Below are 24770 nucleotides of genomic sequence, written 5' to 3' on the forward strand. Positions count from 1 at the left end.
ATGAGTAATGCCATCAAGCAGTCCGGCGCCTACCTCGAAATCGTCTCCTTTCATCTCGGAGACCAGGAATTCTGCATCGATATCATGGCGATCCGCGAAATCCGCGGCTGGGCGCCGGTCACCCCGATGCCGCACACCCCGCCTTACGTGCTCGGCCTCATCAACCTGCGCGGCGCGGTGATCCCGGTCATCGACATGGCCTGCCGCCTCGGCATGAAGATGACCGAACCGTCGGAACGCTCCGCGATCATCGTCACGGACATTGCCGGCAAGTTGGTCGGCCTGCTGGTCGAACAGGTATCCGACATGATGACCATCCGTGGGGAAGACCTGCAGCCGGCCCCGGAAATCATTCCGGAAGCCCAGCGCGCCTTCTGCCGTGGCATCGTGGCGCTCGAAAAGACCATGGTCTGCTTCCTGAACCTCGACACCGTCATCGCCGACGAACTCGCGCGCGAAGCCGCGTAATCTGCGGCGCAAAAGCGTCCGAAACTATGTCCGGATCTCCCGTTACACGCAGATGTGACGGGAGATTAACTTATTGTAATCATTGCTTATTTGTAACAATTTTAAACGGAACCGGGGAACCGGGTCCACGTTCTCCCGTCGCTAAACGCCCAACCGACGCTTCAAGCGCCCCTCGGCTGGTTTACCAAGATAGGAGAACGACCATGAACAAGGCTTTTGCTCTCGCAGTGCTGATGTCCGCCGCCACGGTGGGAACCGCCTATGCCCGAGATATGGGCATGACGGCAAAACCCGCCGGCGACGTCGCCATCGTTTTTACCAACCCTGAACTCGACGACAGCGCAAAGCGGCTGGACGTTCCGGATAGCTTCATCCACCCGGATCAGGCCACCATCCAGAAGGCCCAGAACGAGGTGAAGACCGACCGCTCGCTGCGCGCCGATCTGCTGAGCCAGAACGTCGAACTCAACAACGTCGTGGCGATCGACACCGCCGCCGACGGCAGCCGGATCGTCTACGTCCGCTGATTCGCCGTTGATGAAACGGGGCCGGTTTCTTCCCCCGGCCTCCGTTTCTGGCCGCCCAGGACCGCCGCTGCACATGTGATGGAGACTTGATCGTTATGCATGGAGATGACCTCGGAAAAGTCCGGAACAATCTCCGGACTTTTCCGGTTCCGTCTATATCTTGGTGCCGAACAGACACGTGTTTGGCGCCTAAGAACCGAGAAAGGAACATGTTATGAAGAAGGTTATTGCTCTCGCAACTCTTATATCCGCTTCCTCAATCGGGGGCGTTTACGCCCAGGACCTCGCCCCGACCACGCCGGCCCCCTCCCCGTCGGACGTGACGGTGGTCTACATTACCGAGGCAACGGATAGCGAATCATCGAACGACAAGATCCCGCCGACGCTGATGACACCCAACCCGCAGGCAGCTGAGGCTGCCCAGGAGCAGATCCAAACGGATTCCAACCTGATGGCAGCTCTCGAAGAGAAGAACGTCCAGTTACAGAACGTGGCGGGTATCGAAACCGCGGCCAACGGCGGCAAGATCGTCTACGTTCGTTGATCACCCATTTGAGGACTGAGAACAGGCTCGCTTTGCGGGCCTGTTTTTTGTCGTGCCGCGCCTGAATTGACTCCCGCCACACCGCATGACTGTATTCGCCGTAAGGATGCAGCATGCCCTGCATCTTCACGCTTTGGGAGGAGCGCACTTGAGCGACAGAGTTGACGCCATCGTGGTGGGTGCGGGCCTTTCGGGCCTCGTTGCCGCGACCGAACTTGCAGATGCCGGCCGCTCCGTCGTCATCCTCGACCAGGAACCGGAACAGAACCTTGGCGGCCAGGCCTTCTGGTCGCTCGGCGGGCTGTTCCTCGTCGATTCTCCCGAGCAGCGGCGGATGGGCATCCGCGATTCGCTCGATCTCGCCTGGCAGGACTGGCTCGGCACCGCCGGTTTTGACCGCGAGGAAGACCACTGGCCGCGCCTTTGGGCGGAAGCCTACGTGGCTTTCGCCGCCGGCGAAAAACGCTCCTGGCTCAGGCAGATGGGCCATCGCATCTTTCCGATCGTCGGCTGGGCGGAACGCGGCGGCGGCTCGGCGACCTCGCACGGCAATTCCGTGCCTCGGTTCCACACCACCTGGGGCACAGGCCCCGGTGTCGTCGAACCGTTCGAGCGACGGGCGCGCGAGGCGGAGAAAAGCGGCAGGATCCGCTTTCTCTGGCGGCACCGCGTCGACAATCTGGTCAGGACCGGCAGTGCCGTGACAGGGGTTGCAGGCACGGTCCTTGCGGCAAGCACGGCGCTGCGTGGCGAGGAAACCTCCAGGACACCGGCCGGTGACTTCGAACTCAATGCGCCGATCGTCATCGTCGCTTCGGGCGGCATCGGCGGCAACCAGGACCTCGTACGGCAGATGTGGCCGGCAAGGCTCGGGCGACCGCCGGCCTTCATGGTCTCGGGCGTACCGAAACATGTGGACGGACGGATGATCGGCATAACGCGGTCCGCCGGCGGGCAGGTGATCAACCGCGACCGCATGTGGCACTATACCGAGGGCCTGCGGAACTGGAACCCGATCTGGCAAAACCATGGCATCCGGATCCTGCCCGGCCCTTCCTCTTTATGGTTCGACGCGACGGGCAAGCGCCTGCCTGCCCCTTTTTATCCCGGCTACGATACGCTCGGCACGCTGCAGCACCTCATGGCGACCGGCTACGACTACAGCTGGTTCGTGCTGAACCAGAGCATCATCCGCAAGGAATTCGCGCTCTCCGGCTCCGAACAGAACCCGGACCTCACCGGCCGCGACTGGAAGCTGACGGCGAAACGGGCGATCGGCAAGAAGGCGACCGGGCCGGTCGAGGCCTTCAAGGAACATGGCGAGGATTTCGTGATCGCCGAGAGCCTTGGCGAGCTCGTGGCCGGCATGAACCGGCTTGTCGGCAGCAATCTTCTGGACGTCGCACAAATGGAGCGCGAGATATTGGCCCGCGACGGCCAGGTGGCCAATCCCTTTGCCAAGGATGCGCAGATCATGGGCATCCACAACGCCCGCCGCTCGCTTGGCGAAAAGTTGGTGCGGACCGCAAAACCGCACCGTATTCTCGATCCGGCGCACGGGCCGCTGATCGCGGTGAGACTGAATATCCTGACTCGCAAGACGCTTGGAGGGATCGAGACGGACCTCTCGGCCCGCGTGCTCGGCGAGAACGGAGAAGCGATCCCGGGGCTTTATGCCGTCGGCGAGGCCGCCGGTTTCGGCGGTGGCGGCATGCACGGCTATCGGGCGCTCGAAGGCACCTTTCTCGGCGGATGCCTGTTTTCCGGCCGCAATGCCGGCCGGGCGGCCGCAGCCGCCCTTGGCTGACCGGATTACGGTTTTGGCTTGCCGTTCTTCCAGGCGACGTTCTGGTTATAGAGCGGAATGGTCGAGATCGCCATCTTCGCCGAGCCGTCGGTGAGTTCGCGCGTGTGGACGAGATAGATCAGCGTGTCGTTGGCCTTGTCGTAGATGCGGTTGACGACCAGCGACTTCCAGATCAGCGACATGCCTTCGCGAAACACCTCGTCGCCATCCTTGGAAAGATCGATGTTGCCGATCTCGATCGGGCCTGTCTGGCGGCAGGCGATCGAATTGTTGGACGGATCCTCGAACCAGTTGCCGTTCTTCAGCCGGTCGATGATGCCGCGCTCGAAATAGGTCACGTGGCAGGTGACACCCTTCACCTGCGGGTCGGCGACCGCCTCGACGATAATGTCGTTGCCGATCCAGTCGACGCCGACCTCACCGACCACTTCGGCAGAAGCGGGAAGGACAAGCACGCCGAGCGAAAAGGCTGCGGCGGATGCAAGGCAGGCAAGGCGGCTCATTGGTTGCGTCATGGGGACTTCAGCTCCGGTAAACGATCCGTGATCTGAGATAAGGATTGCCGGGACGGAAACAAGCGGATGCTCGGGAACTCTTATTTGAGCCGACAGGTGCAGGGCGCGTAGCCGCCGGAAAACAGCCGCCCGACCTTCATGCCGATCATCGCCGGAATGTCGCGGACATGTGGCACGGCAAGCGATTTGGCGATCGCAATCGTTGCCCGCGCGCAGACGGCCGCGTCCTCGGCCGCATTGTGATGCGCGAACCGAAGGCCGAGATGCTGCGCAAGGACATTGAGCTTGTGCGAGCCGAGATGCGGCCAGACCTTCTGCGACATCTTCACGCTGCAGAGATAGGACAGGTCTGGATAACTCTGCCGGTAGGCATCGAGGCAGGCCCGCCAGACGCTGAAATCGAAGGCCGCGTTATGAGCGATCATCGTCGCGCCGCGAAAATCGTCGGCGAACTCGTCCATCACCTCGGGAAATTCACCGGCATCCTCGACATGTTCCGGCCGAATGCCGTGGATCGCGACGTTGAAGGAGGAAAACCGCATGTCCCTCGGGCGGATCAGCCGCTCCTCCACCCGCACCACCTCGTCGCCCTCCAGCCAGGCAAGCCCGACCGAGCAGGCACTGCCGCGTTGCTCGTTGGCGGTTTCGAAATCGATGGCGATGGTTTTCAAGGGCGAGTTCCGGATGAATGTCGGAGAACTTCTACAGGCGGGAATTCGATTCGGCAAAGACGGCCAGCGCTTTCACCCCTCTTGACGCCTCGGCGCTTGTTTGAGACCTTGGCCGCCATGACCCGTTTCGCCACCCACATGCATCTTACCGTGACCATTCACCCCGCAGGGTGCGTGGCGGTCTTGGCGCGTTAGCCGGTCATCCGTCCACCAACCCTGCCGAATATGGCAGGGTTCGGTGTTTCCGCTCTGCCTCGGCGAAGACCAAGGAGAGCAAGGCATGAAGATAGCCGAAGAGATCCAGGAGAAACCACCCCGACCGTCCAGGCTGAAGGGTCTTGAGATTCGTGCCTTGCGCGCGACGGACGCCGAGGCCGTCAACGCGTTGGCCAACATGCCCGGTTATCGCTACGGAACCCTGCGTCTGCCCCACGCACGCCTGGAAGAGACCCGCAAATGGGTCGAGAACCCGACGCCTGGAAGCATCGCGCTGGTGGCCACCTACGAGGGCCAGATCGTCGGCAACGGCGGCATCGACCGATTTCAGGGCCGTCGGAGCCACGCGGCTGGCATCGGCATGGGCGTGCACGACGATTTTGTCGGACGCGGTGTGGGCACCGCCTTGCTCGGCGAGATGGTACAGGTGGCAGACGACTGGCTGGATATCCGCCGGCTCGAACTGACCGTCTACACGGACAACGAGGCAGCCATCGCGCTCTACCGGAAATTCGGCTTCGAGGTCGAAGGGCGTCTCAAACAATTCGCCTTCCGCAACGGCGAATATGTCGATGCCTATTCGATGGCGCGGCTCAGGGGGTGACCTTCATCACCGGATGAAGGCCCTCACGCGATAAAGGCCAGCCATTCGTCCTCGTCCATCACCGGGACGCCGAGCTCCCTCGCCTTGTCGAGCTTGGAGCCGGCGCCCGGGCCTGCGACAACATAGTCGGTCTTCTTGGAGACCGACCCGGCCACCTTGGCGCCAAGACTTTCCGCCCTCGCCTTGGCCTCGTCGCGGGTGAATTTTTCGAGCGAGCCCGTAAAGACCACGGTCTTGCCGGCGACCGGGCTGTTCGAGGCGACCGGCTGTTCGGCGGCCTGCGGCGTCACCTCATCGCGAAGCCGGGTGATGACCTCGACATTGCGCGGCTCCTTGAAGAACTCGACGATGGCGCGCGCCATCACCTCGCCGATGCCCTCGATATTGTTCAAATCGTCCCAGGCGTCGCCGGAAAGGTCGGCCGCGTCGTCCATGGCCTTCGCAAACGCCTCATAAGTGCCGTAGGCGCGCGCAAGCAGCTTGGCGGTAGTCTCGCCCACGTGGCGGATGCCGAGCGCGTAGATGAAGCGGTGCAGCGCGATCTCGCGCCGCTCGTCGATCGCGTCGAACAGTTTCTTGACGCTGACCTTGCCGAAACCCTCGATATTTTCGAGCTTGGTAAGCGTCGATCCCTCCTGCCGTCTCTTCAGCGTAAAAATATCCGGCGCGGTGCGGATCTTCAGCGCGTCGTCTTCGGCCTCGAAGAAGAAATCGATCTGCTTCGATCCGAGGCCTTCGATATCGAAGGCATTGCGTGACACGAAATGTTTGAGGTGCTCGGTCGCCTGCGCCCGGCAGACGAAACCGCCGGTGCAGCGGGTGACCGAATCGAGCTTGCCGGTCTTTTCGTTGCGCTCACGCACCGCATGGCTGTCGCAGACCGGGCAGCGCTTCGGGAATTCGTAAGGCACCGCTTCCTGAGGACGTTTCTCCATCACCACGTCGAGCACCTGCGGGATGACGTCCCCCGCCCGCTGGACGATGACGGTGTCGCCGACGCGGATATCGTGGTCGGGCTCCCGGATCGGTTCGCCGGAATTGCCGAGGCCCTTGATATAGTCCTCGTTGTGGAGCGTCGCATTGGTGACGACCACGCCGCCGACGGTGACCGGCGTCAGCCGCGCGACCGGCGTCAGCGCGCCTGTGCGTCCGACCTGGATGTCGATCCGTTCCACATGGGTAAAGGCCTGTTCCGCCGGGAATTTATGCGCCGTCGCCCAACGCGGAGACCGCGAGCGAAAGCCGAGCCGGGCCTGCAGATCAAGCCTGTCCACCTTGTAGACGACGCCGTCGATCTCGTAGTCGAGATCCGGGCGCTTGAGGCCGATATCCTTGTAATGGGTGATGATGTCCTCGACCGCATGCAGGCGTTTCATCAACGGATTGACCGGAAACCCCCATTCCCTGAACTTGTCGACCATGCCCATCTGGGTGTCGGCCGGCATTTCGGACATCTCGCCCCAGGCATAGGCGAAGAATTTCAGGTTGCGGCTGGCGGTCACCTTGGCGTCGAGCTGGCGCAGCGAGCCGGCGGCCGTGTTGCGCGGGTTGACATAGGTCTGCCTGCCTTCCGCCGCCATCTTCTCGTTAAGTGCCAGGAAGTCGCTTTTCGTCATATAGACCTCGCCGCGCACCTCGACGACATCGGGCGCGCCCGCGGGCAGGCGATTGGGGATTTCCTTGATGGTCTTGATGTTCTCGGTGACGTTCTCGCCGGTCGTACCGTCGCCGCGGGTCGCGGCATTCACCAGCCGGCCGTTCTCGTAGCGGATCGACATGGAAAGCCCATCGATCTTCGGCTCGGCGGTAAACGCGATCGAGCCGTCCGGCAGCTGGCCGAGGAAACGGTAGACGGAAGAGACGAAGTCGCGCACGTCATCGTCCGAGAAGGTGTTGTCGAGCGACAGCATCGGTCGCGAATGGGTGATCGCCGCAAACGTCGGCAACGGCGCCGCGCCGACTCGGATCGATGGGCTGTCGGCGCGGATAAGCTGCGGGAACCGCTTTTCGATCGCGTCGTTGCGCCGTTTCAGCGCGTCGTAATCGGCATCCGAAATCTGAGGCGCGTCATGGCCGTGATAAAGCTCGTCATTGCGGGCAATCTCCGCCGCCAGATAGGCCAGTTCGGCTGCGGCCTGTTCTTCGGTCAGGTTTTCGACGGGCGTCTGTTCGGCGGGCATGCGGGTCTACTCCTCGGGTAGCGAGGAGTCGTTTTGTAGCGCAAATTTCCCCAAGGGGAAGAGGATCACCCATCGCAAGGCGCCAAGAAACGTTGGAGACTGGTGATGCTATTGAAGTCATCACCAGTTGATGCTATTGAGGTCATCATGGCAAACGCAAAACTCCTGTTGAAAAGACGGCAGGAACGCACGCTACGATCATTCGTGGATCTCTCTGTTTTCGAAGTGCCGGCACCGCTCAAAGGCAGCGCACACAATTACAAATATCGGCTGGCCTATGTGGTCGATGACGTTTGCGTCATGCGATACGACAACGAGGCTGGAAAGGGAGATCACAGGCATATCGGTGCCGTCGAGGCACCGTATTCGTTTCGAAACGTATCGACTTTGTTGCGGGATTTCTTCACAGAAGTCGAAAGGATGGAGGCCGATGAAAACTCTTAGAATCAATATTGCATCGCAAGATGACATCATCGCCGACTTCGAAGCCGGCCGACATCTCGGAGAGCCGATCTACAGCTTTCCGACATGGGAAGCCCTGCACACAGCCCTGACCCCCAACCGGGTTGCGATTTTGGCGGCCATGAAAGACAAGGGCGGCATGACGATGCGGGAAGTGTCCCGGCTCGTAAAACGCGACTTCCGCCCCGTTCATGCCGACATTGCAGCACTGATTAAGATCGGGCTTCTCGATAGGGCTGAAGACGGCGTCATCTTTCCCTATGCCGACGTCCATATCGACATCTCGGATATCTCGAAGGCAGCTTAAACCCCGGACGCGCTTTTTCATTGGAAAGCAGCGGGAGGTCGGTACGCCGACGGGATTACATTCCGGTCAGCCGTTGCCCGCCAGCAGCCGCTTGGCCGCCGCCCTCGCCTCGTCGGTCACCGATGCGCCGGCGAGCATGCGGGCGATCTCTTCGGTGCGGTGTTCCGGCTCCATGGTGGCGACGCGGGTGGCGATCTTGTCGGTGCCCTCGCCGGCCGGCCCCTTGGAGATCAGCAGATGCGTTGCGGCACGCGCGGCCACCTGCGGTGCATGGGTGACGGACAGCACCTGCACCTTGTCCGACAGCCGTTTCAGCCGCTGGCCGATCGCATCGGCGACGGCACCGCCGACCCCGGTATCGATTTCGTCGAAGACCAGTGTCGGAGCCGAGCCGCGATCGGCGAGCGCCACCTTGAGCGCCAGGAGGAAACGCGATAGCTCGCCGCCCGAAGCGACCTTCATGATCGGGCCGGGACGCGTGCCGGGATTGGTCTGGACGTGGAACTCGATGGTATCGATGCCTTCGGCGCTCGCCGCCTCCGGATCGCTCGCCACATCGACCATGAAACGGGCCCGTTCGAGCTTCAGCGCCGGCAGCTCGGCCATCACGGCTTCGGCCAGCGCTTCGGCGCCGTGCCGGCGCTTCTCTGACAGGATGGCGGCGGCCTGATCGTAGGCGGCCTTGGCAGCGGCGGTCAGCTTTTCCAGCTCGGCGAGCTTCTCCTCGCCGGCATCGAGATCGGCAAGGTCCGATATCATCTTTTCGGCAAGCGCCGGCAGGTCGGCGACCGGGATCGAATATTTGCGGCCGGCGGCCCGGAGTGCAAACAGCCGCTCCTCGACCCGCTCCAGTTCGCGCGGATCGAATTCCGTGCGCCTCAGCGCCGCCTCGACTTCCATCTGGGCATTGGAGAGGTAGTTGAGCGCCTGGTCGAGAAGCTCGACAGTCTCTTCGAGCAGGCCCGGCGCCTCATGGCTCTTGCGCTCCAGGCGCCGCACCAGCGAGGCGATCAGCGGCACGGGCGATGCATTGCCATTGAGGAATTCGGAGGCTTCGGAAATGTCGCCGGCGATGCGTTCGGACTTCTGCATGCGCGAGCGCTGTTCGGCAAGTTCGTCCTCTTCACCATCACGCGGCGACAGCGCTTGCAGCTCTTCCACCGAGGCACGGATATAATCGGCTTCGCGGGCCGCGGCCTCGACCTTGGCGCGATGGGTCTTGAAGGCCCGATCCGCGTCCTTCCAGGAGCGATAAAGGGCGGAAAGCTGCAGCACCTCGTCGCTTAAGCCCGTGAAGGCGTCGAGCAGCGTGCGGTGCGCGTCGGTGTCGATCAGCGCCCGGTCGTCGTGCTGTCCGTGGATCTCGACCAGAAGCTGGCCGGCCTGGCGCATCAGCTGCACGCTGACCGGCTGGTCGTTGATCGAGGCGCGTGTGCGCCCATCGGCCGACTGGATGCGGCGGAAGATCAGATCGCCGTCGTCGTCGATGCCGTTGTCGCGCAGGAGTTTTCGGGCACCGTGGCTGCCGGCTACGTCGAAGACGGCCGTCACCTGGCCCTTGTCCTCGCCATGGCGCACCAGGTCGCCGTCACCACGGCCGCCGAGCGCCAGCGAAAGACTGTCGAGAAGAATCGATTTGCCGGCGCCGGTTTCGCCGGTCAGCACCGAAAGGCCGGTCTCGAAGGCAAGATCCAGCCGCTCGATCAGAACGATATCGCGGATCGATAACTGGATCAGCATGTCTCAGACCTTAAGCGCCGATCAGCTTGGCCCCGGCGCGGGAAATCCACGAACCGCGATTCTCGCGCGGTTCGACGCCGTTGCCCTTCAGCAGCTTGAAGGAATCGGCATACCACTGGCTGTCGGGATAATTGCGCCCGAGGACAGCGGCAGCGGTCTGCGCCTCTTCTGTGATGCCCATCGCATAGTAGGCCTCGGTCAGGCGTGCCAGCGCCTCTTCCACCTGATTGGTGTTGGGATACTGCTCGACCACGTTGCGGAAGCGCTGGATCGCAGCAAGATATTCCTTGCGCTCCAGATAATAACGGCCGATCTGCATTTCCTTGCCGGCGAGCTGGTCGCGCGCAAAGCGGATCTTCGCCTGCGCATCCTCGACATATTCCGAGGTCGGGTAATTGGTCACGACCTTGTTCATCGCATCGATGGTGCGCACGGCAGCGCGCTGGTCCTGCGTCACGTCGGCGATCTGCTTGGAGTAAGCGAGGCCGACGAGATACTGGACATAGGCTGAATCCTGCGATTGCGGATACTGGCTCATGTAGCGGTTGCCGGTGGCCACCGCCTCGTCGTTGCGGCCGAGCCGGTACTTGGTGAATGTGCTCATGACGAGCGCCTTGCGGCCCCATTCGGTAAAGGGATTCTGGCGGTCGATCGAATCGAACTTGCGGCCCGCTTCGGCAAGGTTGCCGGCCTTCATGTTGGCGAGACCCTGGTTGTAGAGCGTCTCCGGCGCATCCGTTTCGAGACCGAGCTTGGTGATGTCGATATCTGGATCCGACTGGCAGGCGGTCATGCCAAAGCCGGCGCCGGCCAGCACCAGCGACATAAGCGCTACTCTTGCCGTCTTACGCATTCCAACAGACCTTACATGGTTCATTCGAGAATTCCTGATCGTCCCGCGCCTGAAAAGCCCGCTGCCCAAGCAGGCCGTTCTAGCCATAAAAGCAAAGGGAGAGCAACGCAATGCTGTGGCATTAATGCATTTTTGTGGCACGCCGCCGCAATACGGCAATTCAAGGTGAAATCGGAACCCTGTCCCTCAAAAAGAAAAAGGCCGCTTCCGGAGAAGCGGCCGAGTCGACTGGGTCAACTTTATCAGGCAAACCAGGATGCAAGTTCCGGCACGTTGACCGGTACGAACTCCCCTGCCCGCACGCGGGCCGCACGCGACGACGGAGCCTCGACGACCTCGTAAGCCGTCGGGTCGCTCATCAGCGCCTTCAGCGCATTGGCATTCATCTTGTGGCCGCCGCGATAGGAGCGGTAGCAGCCGATGAACTGGGCGCCGGCAAGCGCCAGGTCGCCGACGGCATCGAGCGTCTTGTGGCGGACGAATTCGTCCTTGTAACGAAGGCCCTCGACATTGACGATCGTGTCATCGTCGGAGATGACGACCGAATTTTCGAGCGAGGAACCGAGTGCATAACCGGCGGCCCAGAGACGCTCCACATCGCGCATGAAGCCGAAGGTGCGGGCACGGGAGAGTTCCTGCTTGAAGGTCTCGGCGGTCAGGTCGCCCTTCCAGATCTGGCGGCCGATCAGCGGCGAAGAGAAATCGATCTCGACTTCGAAACGGGTGCCGTCATAGGGGCGGAACTCGGACCACGAAGCGCCGGAGTCGATGCGGACCGGCTTCAGGACACGGATGTAGCGGCGCTTGATGCCGAGATTGACGATGCCGGCCTGCTCGATCGCTTCGATGAACGGATAGGAGCTGCCGTCCATGATCGGCATCTCGCCGCTGTCGACTTCGACCATGATATTGTCGACGCCGAGCGCGTAGAGCGCCGCCATCACATGTTCGATCGTTGCGACGGAGCGGGAAAGCGAAGTGCCGAGAACGGTGCAGAGATCGGTATTGCCGACCTGGGAGGAAACGGCCCGATATTCGACCGAGCTGCCGTCGTCCAGAAGACGCGTGAAGATCACGCCGGTGCCAGCTTCGGCAGGCTGAAAAGTAAGGCTGACGGGGGCTCCGGAATGAACGCCAATGCCCTTCAGGGTTACCGGGGAGGCGATGGTGGTCTGGAAACCGAACAGTCCGATAGTCATTCCTGCTGCCTTCTTTTCGCCGGATCCGTAAAGCAAAAGGATCCGATATTCTTAACGCCTGCCGGACCGATCGCCTGAATCGGTCGATCTCTGTCGGCGTGTCTTAGCGTCTTTCATACGCAGCCATCCGGCACAATCCAAATCACTGTTCATTTCGGATTGTTACGTTGTTAACTCTACGTCTTGATTGATAAAACGAGCGAAGGCCCGGATGCGTGATCCGGGCCTTCTTCACGTTTCGTGACCGTCTTTAACTCAGTTCGACTGGCGGCGCAGGAAGGCCGGAATTTCGAGCTGGTCTTCCTCGTGATGGGCCTGCGGAACCGCACGTCCATGATCGTCGAGATTGCCGCGGCGCGGCGCATAGAGGCTTGCTTCGGCCGACAGCGGACGACGCTGCTGCGGGGCCGGAGCCGGTGCGGCCGGCTCGATGTGAGCAGGCTCTTCCTCTTCGCGGCGGCCAAGCGAGTTGGTGATCCGCTTCAGGAGACCCATCGGGCCGCGTTCTTCCTGCACATGGCTCACCGGCTGAGCGCGACGATCCATTTCGGCCTTCACGACCGGCGGGAAATCCTCGACCTTCGGCATGCGAACCGGTTCGACCACCTGCGACATCGGCTCGCGGTAGACCGGCTGCGCCGGGCGCGGAGCCGGCTGGCTCATCGCCGGAGCGGGTTGCTGCGCGTGATGATGAACCGGGGCCGGCTGCGGGGCCGGAACCGGGCGGCTCATGACCGGGGCCGGTGCTTCGGCCGGAGCAGCTGCGAAGATGCGGCTTTGCGGACGGAACTCTTCCTGCTGATGCATGACCGGCTGCGGAGCGACCGGCTGAGGTGCCGCATGCTGATGCTGCGGTTCAGCGATTGCGAGTTCGCGTTCCATTTCGGCTTCCGCCATGCGGATCGTCTCGGCGATCGGATCGACGACCGGCTTCGGAGCCGGGGCTGCCTGCATGACCGGAGCCGGCTGAGCAGCAACAGGCGCCGGAGCAATGGCAGCCGACGGACGGATGATCGGCTTGGCAGCGGCGCGCATTTCGGCGGCGCGGATGTCGACGGCGCCGGCGGCGCGATCGATACCAGTCGCCACCACCGATACGCGGATCAGGCCTTCGAGCGCTTCGTCGAAGGTCGCACCGAGGATGATGTTCGCATCCGGATCGACTTCTTCGCGAATGCGGGTCGCAGCTTCGTCGACTTCGAACAGCGTCAGGTCACGGCCGCCGGTGATAGAGATCAACAGCCCCTGAGCGCCCTTCATCGAGGTCTCGTCGAGCAGCGGATTGGCGATCGCGGCTTCTGCGGCCTGCATGGCGCGGCCCGGACCGGATGCTTCGCCGGTACCCATCATCGCGCGACCCATCTCGCGCATCACCGAGCGGACGTCGGCGAAGTCGAGATTGATCAGGCCTTCCTTGACCATCAGGTCGGTGATGCAGGCGACGCCAGAATAGAGAACCTGGTCGGCCATCGCGAACGCGTCGGCGAATGTCGTCTTGTCATTGGCGATGCGGAAGAGGTTCTGGTTCGGAATGACGATCAGCGTGTCGACAGACTTCTGCAGTTCCTGGATGCCGGATTCAGCAAGCCGCATGCGGCGCTGGCCTTCGAAATGGAACGGCTTGGTGACGACGCCGACGGTCAGGATGCCCTTGGAGCGGGCGGCCTGCGCGACGACCGGCGCGGCACCCGTGCCGGTGCCACCGCCCATGCCGGCAGTGACGAAGCACATGTGCGTGCCATGCAGGTGATCGACGATCTCGTCGAGGCATTCTTCCGCGGCGGCGCGGCCGACTTCCGGCTGCGAACCGGCGCCGAGACCTTCGGTGACCCGAGCGCCCATCTGGATGATGCGTTCGGCCTTGGTCATGGTCAGCGCCTGGGCATCGGTATTGGCGACGACAAAATCGACGCCTTCGAGGCCGGCTGTGATCATGTTGTTGACGGCGTTACCGCCGCCGCCACCGACGCCAAACACGGTAATCCGAGGCTTCAACTCGGTGATATCAGGCTTTTGCAGCTTGATGGTCATTGCACCAGTTCCTTCTTTTGCTGGCCGCATCGCCGCCGGCCAATTCATTGCAACTCTTCTCCGATACGCGGGCCGAAGCCCCTCGCATCAAAAACTTTCCTTTAACCACTGGCCCACGCGGGCCAGCCTGCCATTGCCGCTTCCCAGCGTGGCCATCAGGCCGCTCTGCGAAGCGTGTGTTTCGAGATCCGCGACCTGCGGATAGATCATCAGCCCGACTGCCGTCGAAAAGGCCGGTCCCTTGGCTGCCGTCGGCAGGCCGGAGACGCCCATCGGACGGCCGATGCGGACATTGCGCGCGAGGATCCGGCGCGCCGTTTCCGAAAGGCCGGTAAGCTGGCTGGCACCACCCGTCAGCACGACGCGCTTGCCGACGATCGGGCTGAAACCCGACTTCTGGATGCGGTCGCGGATGAGCTCGAGCGTCTCTTCGATGCGCGCCTGCACGATGCGGGTGACCAGCGAACGCGGCACCTGGGTCGGCTGATCGCGATCGTCCTCGCCGATCGGCGGAACGGAGATCACATCCCGCTCGTCGCCACCGTTGGCGAGCGCCGAACCGTGCACGACCTTCATGCGTTCCGCATCCTCGATGCGGGTGGAAAGCCCGCGGGCAAGGTCGGTGGTCACGTGATGACCGCCAAGGCTGATCGCATCCGTATGGACGAGCTTGCCCTCGGCAAAGACCGAGATCGTCGTCGTGCCGCCGCCCATGTCGATCGCGGCGCAGCCGAGTTCGACTTCGTCGTCGACGAGGGCCGCAAGGCCGCTCGCATAAGGCGTTGCAACCATGCCTTCGACCGAGAGATGCGCACGGTTGACGCAGAGTTCGAGGTTCTTCAGCGTGGCGCGCTCAGCGGCCACGACGTGCATGTCGACGCCAAGTGTGTCGCCGAACATCGCCAGCGGATCGCGGATGCCGCGTTCGCCGTCGAGCGAGAAACCGGTTGGAAGCGAGTGCAGGATGGCGCGATCTTGGCGCAGCGACTGCTGGCTTGCCGCAACCAGCACCTTCTTGAGATCGGCCTCTTCCACTTCCTGGCCGCCGAGATCGATCGTCGCCGTATAGACGTCGCTGGTGATGCGGCCGGCGGAGACATTGACGATCAGGCTGTCGACGGTAAGCCCCGCCATACGCTCGGCGGCATCGACCGCGAGGCGAACGACGCTTTCCGCGGCATCGAGATCGCCGATCACGCCGGACTTCACACCGCGCGAGCGCTGGTGGCCGATGCCGATGATCTCGATATTGTGGGTGCGGCCGGGCAGAACCTGACTTTCCTGGCGCGGCGTCAGCCGGGCGATCATGCAGACCACCTTGGTTGAGCCGATATCGAGGACGGAAACGACGTGGCTGCGCTTGGAAGACAGCGGCTTCATGCGCGGCAGACCGAAATGGGAAGAACCGAATACGCTCAAGACTGCTCTCCCAGTTTCTTCAAGGCCTTTGTCCGCGCATCGAGCGCCTCTTTGCGGCGATCCATGGCACCGGGAGTGAGCTGAATGGTGGTACGATCCTCAAGCCTCAGGTCGACACCGGCGACATCGCGCTCCAGCAAGCCCTGCTCCTTTTCGAGCCGTGCGAGCACGCGCAGCGCCTTGGCGACGTTGGCTTCCGGCAGCTTCAGCACGACGCCGTTGTCGAGATGCAGATCCCAGCGGCGACCGGCAATGCGGACATAGGCCTTCACACGATTTTTCAGCTCCGGCCAGCCGGCCATGGCGTCCTCGAAGGAGGATGCGGCCGTCTCGGCATCGCGACCGACGAAGAGCGGCAGCGAGGCGAACTTGTTGTCACGCAGCGGCGCGATCACGCTGCCGTTCTTTTCGATCAGCGACAGTTCGGCGCCGTGCTGCCAGATTCCGAAGGCCTGACGCTCCTTCAGCATCACCTCGATCGTCTTCGGATAGATCTTGCGAACTTCCGCATACTGGACCCAGGGAAGCGCCGAGAGCTTGCGGCGGGCGGAATCGATGTCGAGAGCGACAAGCGAGGTCGTCCCGTCGAGGCCGAGAAGCTGCAGGATGTCGATTTCGGACGTCTGGTCATTGCCCGAGACGCGCACATCCTCGATCGCAAAGCCGACAGCCGCCGTGGTCGCCTGCGCGACCGCCTGGCCATGACCGCCGAGCGACATGCCGTAGAGACCGATCGCGGCGAAGAAGCCGAGAGCGGACAGGGTTCCGGTATGGGACGGGATGTGGATGCGGCCGGTGGCGAGGCTGGCGCAGAAACGGAACACCCGGCGAAGCGGGCGCGGAAGAACCCGGCGCTCTTCGGCACCGAGATAATGAGCCTGAGAACGGCCTCGCGGTCCACCCGCTTTTCTGCCGATCAACGCAAACACGTAGCGTCCTCCACCATCCAACGGACGAGTTCACCAAATGAGTGACCGGCATGGCCGGCCATTTCGGGCACCAGTGATGTCGGGGTCATGCCCGGCTGCGTGTTGATTTCCAGCCAGATAACCTCGCCGTTCTCGGAGAAGCGGTCGTCGTAGCGAAAGTCGGAGCGACTGACGCCACGGCAGCCCATCGCCTGATGCGCCTTGAGCGCTAGTGTTTGAATCTTTTGGTAAACATTCGGTGAAATTTGCGCCGGGATGACGTGTTTCGAACCACCCTCCGCATATTTCGCATCGTAATCGTAAAAGGCGTGGCTGAGAGGCACCACTTCGGTGACGCCAAGCGCCACCTCGCCCATCACGCCGCAGGTCAGTTCGCGGCCATAGATATAGCGCTCGACCAGAACGCGATCGCCGTAACGCCATTCGGACGAACCGATGATCTGCGGCGGATGCGACTGATTTTCCTGGACGATCACGACACCGAAGGACGACCCTTCACGAACCGGCTTCACCACATAGGGGGGCTTTATCGGATGGGCGTTACCGATATCGAAGCGGCTCATGGCCTTGGCTTCGGCGACGGGAATGCCGGATGCCTTGGCGACGTGCTTGGCCTGATGTTTGTCCATAGCGAGCGCCGAGGCGAGCACACCGGAATGGGTGTAGGGAATTTCGAGGTATTCGAGAATGCCCTGGATCGTTCCGTCCTCACCGAAAGGCCCGTGCAAGGCATTGAAGGCAACGTCTGGCCGAAGCTCCGAGAGAACGGCCGCGACATCCCGGCCGACATCGACGCGGGTGACGCGATAGCCTTCACCTTCGAGAGCATCCGCACAGGCAGTGCCCGAGGACAGGCTGACAGGCCGCTCGGAGGAAAATCCTCCCATCAAAACAGCCACGTGCTTGTCGCTCATCAATCACTCCCGCCAAAAAGGACTACACTCTCTAGTACGGCGCTTGCGCCAACCTGTTCTCTGACGATTCTCGCCGGACGTTAGGCATGCCTGCATTAGTGCCCGAATATAGTTAACAAACCGTTTACCTTGATTAACCCGGGTAGCCAAAAGCATGAAAACAAAGGAAAAATCGAATCGTTGGATGTTAACGCCCAGTTTGCGGCAACATTCGGAACGGCAATAAAAGGACGATCGAGCCTCTCGAATCGGACGGCGATTCCTGAAAGTTCGAGGCACGGAAAAGCCCGCGAAGCGTGCGGCTTCGCGGGCTCTCTTACCGGGAAGAAAAGATCAGGCCGCGGCCCGCTCTTCCGAATCGTCCACCAGCTTCCACGCCAGCGCGCCGAGGATGGCACCTACGATCGGGGCAACCCAGAAAAGCCAAAGCTGTGCGACAGCCCAGTCCCCGACAATCAGCGCGACGCCGGTCGAACGTGCCGGGTTGACGGATGTATTGGTGACCGGGATCGAGATCAGATGGATCAGCGTCAGCCCAAGACCGATCGCGATCGGAGCAAACCCGGCCGGCGCCTTTGGTCCGGTCGCGCCCAGAATGATGAAGATGAAGAAACCGGTGAGAACCAGTTCTATCAACAGCGCGGAGGTCAATGAATAACCGCCGGGCGAATGCTCGCCATAGCCGTTGGACGCGAAGCCGCCGAGCTGGAAACCAGCCTTGCCGGAGGCGATGAGATAGAGAACCAGGGCCGCAACGACCGCCCCGACCACCTGAGCGACGATATAAGGCAGGAGGCTCGACGCCGGGAACCTGCCCGCCACCGTCAGTCCCACCGATACCGCCGGGTTGAAGTGCCCGCCGGAAATACCCCCGACCGCATAAGCCATGGTCAGCACCGTCAGGCCGAACGCGAGCGCTACGCCGACGAAGCCGATGCCGAGATCCGGAAATGCAGCAGCCAGAACCGCGCTGCCGCATCCACCGAAGACAAGCCAGAAAGTGCCGAAAAACTCGGCCGCTAATTTTTTAAACATTGGATATCCCCCTGCTCGTGCCCCCGGCACCCTGCCGGTCCAGGCGCGACTCTCATTCAAACAAGGATATTATGCAATATATTCTCATGAATGCTCAATGAATAAGCAACTCGTGAAACATCCAAGGTTGCGCCGGCGTCACCGGCGCTATCCAACTGAATCAAAACACGAGATGACCGCTGCAACGTCTTAAATTTACAAGATAACCCGCCAACCGGGGGCCTTTGCCTCACCCCGGTCGAGTACCGTCATTCGCTTGTCATGCCATGAAAGGGTCTCACCTCGCGGCCGGGCATGAAGATGCCGAGGCGCTTGATTTCCCATTCGAGCTTGATGTCGGAATGTTCGAACACTCGCTGGCGAATGGTTTCGCCGAGATATTCGAGGTCGTAGCCGCTGGCATAACCAATATTGATCATGAAGTTGCAATGCAGCGACGACATCTGTGCTCCGCCGCTGACCAGCCCGCGGCAGCCGGCCTCGTCGATCAGCTTCCACGCGGAATGGCCTTCCGGGTTCTTGAAGGTCGAGCCGCCGGTCTTTTCCTTGATCGGCTGCACCGTCTCGCGATGCTGACGCACGGCATCCATCTCGGCGCGGATCTTTGCCCGCTCCTCGGGATACCCTTCGAAGACCGCGTGGGTAAAGATCATGTCCGCCGGGACCGAGGAATGGCGATAGCTGTAGCCCATCTCGGCAGTCGAGAAGACATGCGTGCCGCCCTTGCGGTCGACGGCATGCACTTCGATGACGCGCCCGGCCGTCTCGCCGCCATTGGCGCCGGCATTCATGCGCAGAGCGCCGCCGATCGAGCCGGGGATGCCGTAATAGAAGGCAAAACCGCCGATGCCGTTGTCCATCGCCATTGCGGCAATGTGCTTGTCGGGGCAGATCGCGCCGGCCTTGATACGGTTGTCGCCGACGAGATCGACCCCGCCGAAACCCTTGGCCGAGAGGCGCAGAACGACGCCGGGAATGCCTCCGTCGCGGACGAGCAGGTTCGAACCGACGCCGACCACCGTCAGCGGCACCTCTTCCGGCAGGATCTGCAGGAAAGTCACGAGATCGTCGACGTCATGGGGCTGGAACATCAGTTCGGCGAGCCCGCCGGCCTGGAACCAGGTAACGCGATCCATCGGCGCGTCCGGCGTCAGCCTTCCGCGCAGTTTGTTGACGTCATCCCCCAACGACGCCAGAAGCTTTTCCCCGTTCACCTGTTTCATTTCCTACTGTCCCGATATGCTTTCCAGTTCCTTCGGCAACGCCGCGGCCCACTGTGTGATATTGCCCGCTCCCAGAAGAACCACGAAATCACCCGGCTTCGCAATGCCCGATACAATCGAAGCGAGTTCTGTCGGCGATGCCATGTATCTTGCGTCGCGATGGCCACCCGAACGGATGCGCGAAATCAGCGTTTCAGAATTGGCACCTTCGATCGGTTCCTCGCCGGCGGCGTAGACCGGCGCCAGGATGATGCTGTCGGCATCGTTGAAGCAATTGGCAAAATCCTCGAAGAGGCTCGACAGACGCGTGTAACGATGCGGCTGGTGCACCGCGATGATGCGGCCCTGGCACGATTCGCGGGCTGCCCGCAGCACGGCCTTGATCTCCACCGGATGGTGACCGTAGTCGTCGAAGATCGAAACGCCGTTCCAGGTCCCCGTCAGGGTAAAGCGCCGCTTGACGCCACTGAAATTGGCGAGCCCCTTGCGGATATCCTCTTCCGAGATGCCGAGCCGGTTGGCGACGGCGATCGCGGCGGTGGCGTTGGAAATATTGTGGCGCCCGGGCATCGGCAGCGCGAGATCTTTGAACTGGAACACCCGGCCTGTGCGGCGACGGCGAATTTCCACGTCGAATATCGACTTGGTGCCTTCCATGCGGACATTCGAGAAACGCGCATCCGCCTGCGGGTTTTCGCCATAGGTGACGATCTTGCGGTCTTCGATGCGGCCGACCAGCGCCTGCACTTCCGGATGATCCAGGCAGAGCACGCCGAACCCGTAGAACGGCACGTTCTCGACGAACTGCCGGAAGGCGGCGCGCACCGCGTCGAAATTGCCGTAATGGTCGAGATGTTCGGGATCGATATTGGTGACGACGGCGACATCGGCGGGCAGCTTCAGGAAGGTGCCGTCCGATTCGTCGGCCTCGACCACCATCCACTCGCCCGCGCCCATGCGGGCATTGGTGCCGTAGGCGTTGATGATGCCGCCGTTGATGACGGTCGGGTCGAGGTTGCCTGCCTCCAGCAGCGCGGCGACCATCGAGGTCGTAGTGGTCTTGCCATGTGTGCCGCCGATGGCGATCGCATTGCGGAAGCGCATCAGCTCGGCGAGCATTTCGGCGCGGCGGACGATCGGCAGCGATTTTTCGCGCGCGGCCATCAGCTCCGGATTGTTCTTCTTGATCGCGGTCGAGACGACCACCACCTCGGAATCGCCGATATTCGCGGCCTGGTGGCCGACGAAGACCGGGATGCCCTTGTCACGCAGGCGCTGGACATTGGCGCCGTCGGCCTGGTCGGATCCCTGGACCTTGTGGCCGAGATTATGCAGCACCTCGGCGATACCGCTCATGCCGATACCGCCGATGCCGATGAAATGAACGAGCCCTATGGCCTTCGGCATCTTCATGCACGCACTCCCTTGAATTCCGAAATCGATTTCCGCTCCGCGATCGCCACGACCAGATCCGCAAGCTGGCCGGTTGCATTCGGCCGGCCGGCGGACTTGGCAGCCGCTGCCATTCTTTCGAGCTTATCCGGATCCTTCATCGCACCCGAAATGATCGAGGCGAGCTTTTCCGGAGAAAGCTCCGACTGCGGCACGACTTTCGCACCGCCGGTCGCCACCAGCGCCGCGGCATTGGCCGCCTGGTCATGATCCAGAGCATGCGGGTAAGGCACGAGAATGGCCGGCCGGCCGATCACCGCAATTTCCGACACCGTCGAGGCACCGGAGCGGCAGATGACCAGATGTGCCGTCGCCAGCCGTTCGGCCATGTCCGAGAAGAACGACGAGATGTCGGCGGGTGCCTTGAGCTTTGCAAAGCAGGAGCTGACCCGATCCTTGTCTTCCGGACGCGCCTGCTGGGTAACGACGACACGATCGCGCTCGGTCTGGTCGAGCAGGCTGAGCGCCGTCGGCACGGCCGACGAGAAGAACTGCGCGCCCTGGCTGCCGCCGAACACGACCAGCCGGAATGGATCGTCGCCGCGAGAGGCGACATAGGGAATATTGGAGGCCGCAAGCACGGCCGGACGCACCGGATTGCCGGTCGTGACGGTCTTGTCCGCATAGGGGCCGCTGCCCTCCGGCAGGAAACCGCCGGCGATCGCCTGGACCTTGGCGGCCAGCGCCTTGTTGGCGCGGCCCATCACGGCGTTCTGTTCATGGATCATCGTCGGCACGCCCATGGCGGTCGAAGCCATCAGCGGCGGCACGGTCGGGTAGCCGCCGAAACCGACGACGGCGAGCGGCTTCAGACGGGCGATCAGGCGGCGGGCAGCCCGCAGGCCCGTCCACAGCTTCCAGCCGGTGCGGGCGAGCGCGATCGGGTTCTTGGATCCGAACGTGGCGGACGGAACGACATGGATTTCGTCGGCGGGAAACGTGCCGGCATAACGCTCGGCCCGGCTGTCGGTGACGAGATGCACGGAATAACCGCGCGCCTTCAATTCGTGTCCCAGCGCTTCCGCCGGAAACACATGACCGCCGGTTCCCCCGGCGGCAAGCAATATGATGCCCTTGGTCATTGGACTTTTACTCCGCGGGTACGCCCTGGGCGACCCGGAACAGGCTCCGCTCTTGCGCTCGCTTCTCCGGACGATGGCGGGTCAGCGCCAGGATGAAGCCTGCAGTGATGCAGATCGCGATCATCGAGGAGCCGCCATAGGAGATCAAGGGGAGCGTCATGCCCTTGGCCGGCATGAGTTCGAGATTGACGCCGATATTGATGAGCGACTGCATGCCGATCTGCAGCACGAGGCCAGCGACCGCGAACCGGTTGAAGTCGTTGCGCTCCTTGAAGGCGTGGTTCAGGCCGCGCAGCACGATGAAGGCGAAGATCGCCACAAGTGCCATACAGAAGATAATGCCGAATTCTTCGGCTGCAACGGAGAACACGAAGTCCGTGTGGCTGTCCGGCAGGATGCGCTTGACGATGCCCTCGCCCGGCCCCTGCCCGAACCAGCCGCCCTGCAGGATCGCTTCGTGCGCGGTCTCGATCTGGAAACGATCGCCCTCGCCGGTCAGGAACTTGTCGAAGCGGGCGGTCACGTGCGGCAGCATGTAATAGGCGGTGACGATGCCACCGGCACCGACGCCGCCGAGCATGACGATCCACAGCCAGGGCATGCCGGCCATGAAGAACATCCCGCCCCAGACGACGCTGGTCAAAATGGTCTGTCCGAGGTCGGGCTGGGCGACGAGCAGTGCCGCGACGATGCCGAACAGGATGATGGCGAAGAGATTACCGGGGATTTCCGGCTGCCGCGCGTGCTCGGCAAACAGCCAGGCGCAGACGACCACGAAGGCGGGCTTCATGAATTCCGATGGCTGGATGGAGAACATGCCGACGCCGATCCAGCGCCGTGATCCCTTTACCTCGACGCCGAAGAACAGCGCCAGCACCATCAACGTCAGCGAGATGATCAAAAGGACGATCGCGGTTCGCCGCACCTGCCGCGGCGTCAGGAAGGACAGGCCGACCATCACCACCAGCGACGGCAGCAGGAACAGCGCGTGGCGCTCGACGAAGTGGAAACTGCTGAGGCCGATACGTTCGGCGACCGCGGGCGAGGCGGCGAAGGAGAGCATGAAACCGACGCCCATCAGCAACACGAAGGCGACGAGGAAGAAACGGTCGATCGTCCAGAACCAGTCTGCGAGCGGCCCACGGTCTGCGCGGCTTACCATCTGTCGTTCCCCTTTTCCGTCTCGATCAATCTAAATCGACCAACATCGTGACGCCGTCGAGATCCGCGACATGGCCGACAAAGGCATCGCCGCGAACCTCGAAATTCTTGAACTGATCGAAGCTGGCGCAGGCCGGCGACAACATCACCGCGGACGGTGTCGTGTCGGCTCCTGCATCCGCCGCGGCATGCGCGACCGCCTTTTCGAGCGTGCCCGAAATCTCGTAGGGCACCGCCTCGCCAAGCGTCGCCGCGAATACCGGTCCGGCTTCTCCGATCAGATAGGCCTTGACGATACGCGGGAAGAGTGGAGCGAGGCTGACTATGCCGCCCTCCTTCGGCAGGCCACCGGCAATCCAGTAGATCCGGTCGTAGCTGGAGAGCGCCGGCGCTGCGGCATCCGCATTGGTCGCCTTCGAATCGTTGACGAACACCACCCGGCCCCGGCGGCCAACCGGCTGCATCCGGTGCTTCAGGCCGGGGAAGGATTTCAGTCCCGCACGAATCTCGTCCTTCGACACGCCGACCGCGAGGCACGCGGCGATGGCCGCCGCCGCGTTCTGGGCGTTGTGGCTGCCCTTGAGGGTCTCGATGCCGTCGAGATCGACGAGCAGCGACGTCGCACCGCCATGCGCCTCGATGATCCGGCTGCCCTCGGCATAAAGACCGTCGGCAACGACGACCCGCTTGGAAATCCGCTTGACCGCGACACCGGCCCGCTCGACGCGGTCGGCAATCAGGGCGCAGAACGAATCGTCGACGCCGATCACGGCGGTGCCGCTGCCGGCAACAAGCCGTTCCTTGACGTCGGCATAGTGCTGCATGGTGCCGTGGCGGTCGAGATGATCAGGCGTCAGGTTGAGCAGGATGCCGGCGGTCGGGTTGAGCGTCGGCGCCAGATCGATCTGGTAGGACGAGCATTCGACGACGAAATAACGCTCCACCTTCGGCGGATCGAGCGTCAGGATCGCGGTGCCGATATTGCCGCCGAGCTGGGTATCGCGGCCGCTCGACGTGAGGATATGGGCGATCAGCGCCGTGGTCGTCGATTTGCCGTTGGTGCCGGTAATGGCGATGAACGGGCAATCCGGCGCATGCGCCCGGCGCTCGCGCACGAAAAGCTCGACATCGCCGATGATCTCGACGCCGGCGGACCGGGCAAGGTCGACGCTCCAATGCGGTTTCGGATGGGTGAGCGGCACGCCCGGCGACAGCACGAAGGCGGCTTGAACAGACCAGTCGATGCCGCGCAGATCGGCGGTCGCGATCCCCTCGGCGGTCGCCTTGGCAACGCTGTCGGGATTGTCGTCCCAGGCGACCACCTTCGCACCGCCGGCAACCAAGGCCCTGGCCGTGGCCAGTCCCGAACCGCCGAGGCCGAACAACGCGACCGGCTTGTCCTTGAATGTGGTGACCGCGATCATCGCCGTG

Annotated in this window: 23 protein-coding genes; 7 read left to right on the forward strand and 16 right to left on the reverse strand. The window is 62.5% G+C overall.

From position 1 onward, the window contains the following. From ACSQ3G_RS10415 to ACSQ3G_RS10430, 4 genes are all read left to right on the forward strand, one after another. A complete protein-coding gene (locus tag ACSQ3G_RS10415; protein WP_046607492.1) occupies positions 1–468 on the forward strand; it encodes a chemotaxis protein CheW in 468 nt (155 codons plus the stop codon). Positions 469–671: 203 nt separating this feature from the next. Next, positions 672–995: a hypothetical protein gene (locus tag ACSQ3G_RS10420; RefSeq protein WP_436109968.1), complete on the forward strand. Its 324-nt coding sequence runs from the start codon at positions 672–674 to the stop codon at positions 993–995. A gap of 214 nt (positions 996–1209) precedes the next feature. Next, positions 1210–1539 (forward strand): hypothetical protein, encoded by a 330-nt coding sequence (locus ACSQ3G_RS10425; RefSeq protein WP_436109969.1) that lies wholly within the window; start codon positions 1210–1212, stop codon positions 1537–1539. Between the two features lie 106 nt (positions 1540–1645). Further along, positions 1646–3346 (forward strand): FAD-binding dehydrogenase, encoded by a 1701-nt coding sequence (locus ACSQ3G_RS10430; RefSeq protein ID WP_436111698.1) that lies wholly within the window; start codon positions 1646–1648, stop codon positions 3344–3346. A 5-nt stretch (positions 3347–3351) separates the two neighbouring features. On the opposite strand, the gene ACSQ3G_RS10435 is transcribed toward ACSQ3G_RS10430, so the two are convergent. Beyond that, positions 3352–3849, reverse strand: a complete 498-nt coding sequence (locus ACSQ3G_RS10435; RefSeq protein ID WP_436111699.1) for a CreA family protein — start codon at positions 3847–3849, stop codon at positions 3352–3354. A gap of 92 nt (positions 3850–3941) precedes the next feature. Then, on the reverse strand, positions 3942–4532 hold the full coding sequence (locus ACSQ3G_RS10440) for a 3'-5' exonuclease (protein ID WP_105400787.1): 591 nt from the start codon (positions 4530–4532) through the stop codon (positions 3942–3944). Positions 4533–4818: 286 nt separating this feature from the next. On the opposite strand from ACSQ3G_RS10440, the gene ACSQ3G_RS10445 reads away from it, so the two are divergent. Then, complete coding sequence (locus ACSQ3G_RS10445) at positions 4819–5352, forward strand: GNAT family N-acetyltransferase (RefSeq protein ID WP_436111700.1); 534 nt, start codon at positions 4819–4821, stop codon at positions 5350–5352. Between the two features lie 23 nt (positions 5353–5375). On the opposite strand, the gene ligA is transcribed toward ACSQ3G_RS10445, so the two are convergent. Continuing rightward, the gene (ligA, locus tag ACSQ3G_RS10450; protein ID WP_436109970.1) at positions 5376–7532 is read right to left on the reverse strand and encodes an NAD-dependent DNA ligase LigA; all 2157 of its coding nucleotides are present in this window, start codon (positions 7530–7532) and stop codon (positions 5376–5378) included. A gap of 105 nt (positions 7533–7637) precedes the next feature. Between ligA and ACSQ3G_RS10455 the strand changes: the two genes are divergently transcribed. Then, positions 7638–7976 carry a toxin-antitoxin system TumE family protein gene (locus tag ACSQ3G_RS10455; protein WP_436109971.1) on the forward strand — a complete coding sequence of 113 codons (339 nt, stop codon included), beginning with the start codon at positions 7638–7640 and terminating at the stop codon, positions 7974–7976. Continuing rightward, a complete protein-coding gene (locus ACSQ3G_RS10460; RefSeq protein ID WP_105424298.1) occupies positions 7963–8301 on the forward strand; it encodes an HVO_A0114 family putative DNA-binding protein in 339 nt (112 codons plus the stop codon). The genes ACSQ3G_RS10455 and ACSQ3G_RS10460 overlap by 14 nt, the downstream gene beginning before the upstream one ends. Positions 8302–8367: 66 nt before the next feature. Here the strand turns inward: ACSQ3G_RS10460 and recN are convergent, their stop codons facing one another. The 13 genes from recN to murD all read right to left on the reverse strand — a co-directional run bounded on the left by recN (position 8368) and on the right by murD (position 24763). Beyond that, on the reverse strand, positions 8368–10041 hold the full coding sequence (gene recN / locus ACSQ3G_RS10465; protein WP_436109972.1) for a DNA repair protein RecN: 1674 nt from the start codon (positions 10039–10041) through the stop codon (positions 8368–8370). A 10-nt stretch (positions 10042–10051) separates the two neighbouring features. Further along, positions 10052–10918: an outer membrane protein assembly factor BamD gene (locus tag ACSQ3G_RS10470; RefSeq protein ID WP_037087402.1), complete on the reverse strand. Its 867-nt coding sequence runs from the start codon at positions 10916–10918 to the stop codon at positions 10052–10054. A 218-nt stretch (positions 10919–11136) separates the two neighbouring features. Continuing rightward, positions 11137–12093, reverse strand: a complete 957-nt coding sequence (lpxC, locus tag ACSQ3G_RS10475) for a UDP-3-O-acyl-N-acetylglucosamine deacetylase (RefSeq protein ID WP_436109973.1) — start codon at positions 12091–12093, stop codon at positions 11137–11139. Between the two features lie 255 nt (positions 12094–12348). Further along, positions 12349–14124 carry a cell division protein FtsZ gene (gene ftsZ / locus ACSQ3G_RS10480; protein ID WP_436109974.1) on the reverse strand — a complete coding sequence of 592 codons (1776 nt, stop codon included), beginning with the start codon at positions 14122–14124 and terminating at the stop codon, positions 12349–12351. 87 nt (positions 14125–14211) lie between these two features. Continuing rightward, entirely contained in the window at positions 14212–15543 is a 1332-nt protein-coding gene (gene ftsA, locus ACSQ3G_RS10485) for a cell division protein FtsA (RefSeq protein ID WP_046633535.1), read from the reverse strand. Further along, complete coding sequence (locus ACSQ3G_RS10490; protein ID WP_436109975.1) at positions 15540–16472, reverse strand: cell division protein FtsQ/DivIB; 933 nt, start codon at positions 16470–16472, stop codon at positions 15540–15542. The genes ftsA and ACSQ3G_RS10490 overlap by 4 nt, the downstream gene beginning before the upstream one ends. Continuing rightward, entirely contained in the window at positions 16460–17386 is a 927-nt protein-coding gene (locus ACSQ3G_RS10495; protein WP_436109976.1) for a D-alanine--D-alanine ligase, read from the reverse strand. Before ACSQ3G_RS10495 ends, ACSQ3G_RS10490 begins: the two co-directional genes overlap by 13 nt. A 333-nt stretch (positions 17387–17719) precedes the next feature. Further along, positions 17720–18421 (reverse strand): aquaporin Z, encoded by a 702-nt coding sequence (gene aqpZ / locus ACSQ3G_RS10500; protein WP_436109977.1) that lies wholly within the window; start codon positions 18419–18421, stop codon positions 17720–17722. A gap of 248 nt (positions 18422–18669) precedes the next feature. Then, positions 18670–19644, reverse strand: coding sequence for a UDP-N-acetylmuramate dehydrogenase (gene murB, locus ACSQ3G_RS10505; protein ID WP_436109978.1), 975 nt, complete (start codon positions 19642–19644; stop codon positions 18670–18672). A 3-nt stretch (positions 19645–19647) separates the two neighbouring features. Then, positions 19648–21057, reverse strand: coding sequence for a UDP-N-acetylmuramate--L-alanine ligase (gene murC / locus ACSQ3G_RS10510; RefSeq protein WP_436109979.1), 1410 nt, complete (start codon positions 21055–21057; stop codon positions 19648–19650). After that, complete coding sequence (murG, locus tag ACSQ3G_RS10515; RefSeq protein WP_436109980.1) at positions 21054–22178, reverse strand: undecaprenyldiphospho-muramoylpentapeptide beta-N-acetylglucosaminyltransferase; 1125 nt, start codon at positions 22176–22178, stop codon at positions 21054–21056. Before murG ends, murC begins: the two co-directional genes overlap by 4 nt. A 7-nt stretch (positions 22179–22185) precedes the next feature. Next, positions 22186–23340, reverse strand: coding sequence for a putative lipid II flippase FtsW (ftsW, locus tag ACSQ3G_RS10520; RefSeq protein ID WP_436109981.1), 1155 nt, complete (start codon positions 23338–23340; stop codon positions 22186–22188). A gap of 25 nt (positions 23341–23365) precedes the next feature. After that, positions 23366–24763, reverse strand: a complete 1398-nt coding sequence (gene murD, locus ACSQ3G_RS10525) for a UDP-N-acetylmuramoyl-L-alanine--D-glutamate ligase (RefSeq protein WP_436109982.1) — start codon at positions 24761–24763, stop codon at positions 23366–23368. Positions 24764–24770 lie beyond the last annotated feature (7 nt).

The sequence above is a fragment of the Neorhizobium tomejilense genome (assembly GCF_964254135.1).
Classification (GTDB): Bacteria; Pseudomonadota; Alphaproteobacteria; order Rhizobiales; family Rhizobiaceae; genus Neorhizobium; species Neorhizobium tomejilense.

Excerpts from the sequence above, each read along its gene's own strand:
- ACSQ3G_RS10415 (WP_046607492.1), top strand. The coding sequence starts at position 1 with ATGAGTAATGCCATCAAGCAGTCCGGCGCCTACCTCGAAATCGTCTCC.
- ACSQ3G_RS10420 (WP_436109968.1), top strand. The coding sequence starts at position 672 with ATGAACAAGGCTTTTGCTCTCGCAGTGCTGATGTCCGCCGCCACGGTG.
- ACSQ3G_RS10425 (WP_436109969.1), top strand. The coding sequence starts at position 1,210 with ATGAAGAAGGTTATTGCTCTCGCAACTCTTATATCCGCTTCCTCAATC.
- ACSQ3G_RS10430 (WP_436111698.1), top strand. The coding sequence starts at position 1,646 with ATGCAGCATGCCCTGCATCTTCACGCTTTGGGAGGAGCGCACTTGAGC.
- ACSQ3G_RS10435 (WP_436111699.1), bottom strand. The coding sequence starts at position 3,849 with ATGAGCCGCCTTGCCTGCCTTGCATCCGCCGCAGCCTTTTCGCTCGGC.
- ligA (WP_436109970.1), bottom strand. The coding sequence starts at position 7,532 with ATGCCCGCCGAACAGACGCCCGTCGAAAACCTGACCGAAGAACAGGCC.
- ACSQ3G_RS10455 (WP_436109971.1), top strand. The coding sequence starts at position 7,638 with ATGCTATTGAAGTCATCACCAGTTGATGCTATTGAGGTCATCATGGCA.
- ACSQ3G_RS10460 (WP_105424298.1), top strand. The coding sequence starts at position 7,963 with ATGAAAACTCTTAGAATCAATATTGCATCGCAAGATGACATCATCGCC.
- recN (WP_436109972.1), bottom strand. The coding sequence starts at position 10,041 with ATGCTGATCCAGTTATCGATCCGCGATATCGTTCTGATCGAGCGGCTG.
- ACSQ3G_RS10470 (WP_037087402.1), bottom strand. The coding sequence starts at position 10,918 with ATGAACCATGTAAGGTCTGTTGGAATGCGTAAGACGGCAAGAGTAGCG.
- lpxC (WP_436109973.1), bottom strand. The coding sequence starts at position 12,093 with ATGACTATCGGACTGTTCGGTTTCCAGACCACCATCGCCTCCCCGGTA.
- ftsZ (WP_436109974.1), bottom strand. The coding sequence starts at position 14,124 with ATGACCATCAAGCTGCAAAAGCCTGATATCACCGAGTTGAAGCCTCGG.
- ACSQ3G_RS10495 (WP_436109976.1), bottom strand. The coding sequence starts at position 17,386 with ATGAGCGACAAGCACGTGGCTGTTTTGATGGGAGGATTTTCCTCCGAG.
- aqpZ (WP_436109977.1), bottom strand. The coding sequence starts at position 18,421 with ATGTTTAAAAAATTAGCGGCCGAGTTTTTCGGCACTTTCTGGCTTGTC.
- murB (WP_436109978.1), bottom strand. The coding sequence starts at position 19,644 with ATGAAACAGGTGAACGGGGAAAAGCTTCTGGCGTCGTTGGGGGATGAC.
- murC (WP_436109979.1), bottom strand. The coding sequence starts at position 21,057 with ATGAAGATGCCGAAGGCCATAGGGCTCGTTCATTTCATCGGCATCGGC.
- murG (WP_436109980.1), bottom strand. The coding sequence starts at position 22,178 with ATGACCAAGGGCATCATATTGCTTGCCGCCGGGGGAACCGGCGGTCAT.
- ftsW (WP_436109981.1), bottom strand. The coding sequence starts at position 23,340 with ATGGTAAGCCGCGCAGACCGTGGGCCGCTCGCAGACTGGTTCTGGACG.
- murD (WP_436109982.1), bottom strand. The coding sequence starts at position 24,763 with ATGATCGCGGTCACCACATTCAAGGACAAGCCGGTCGCGTTGTTCGGC.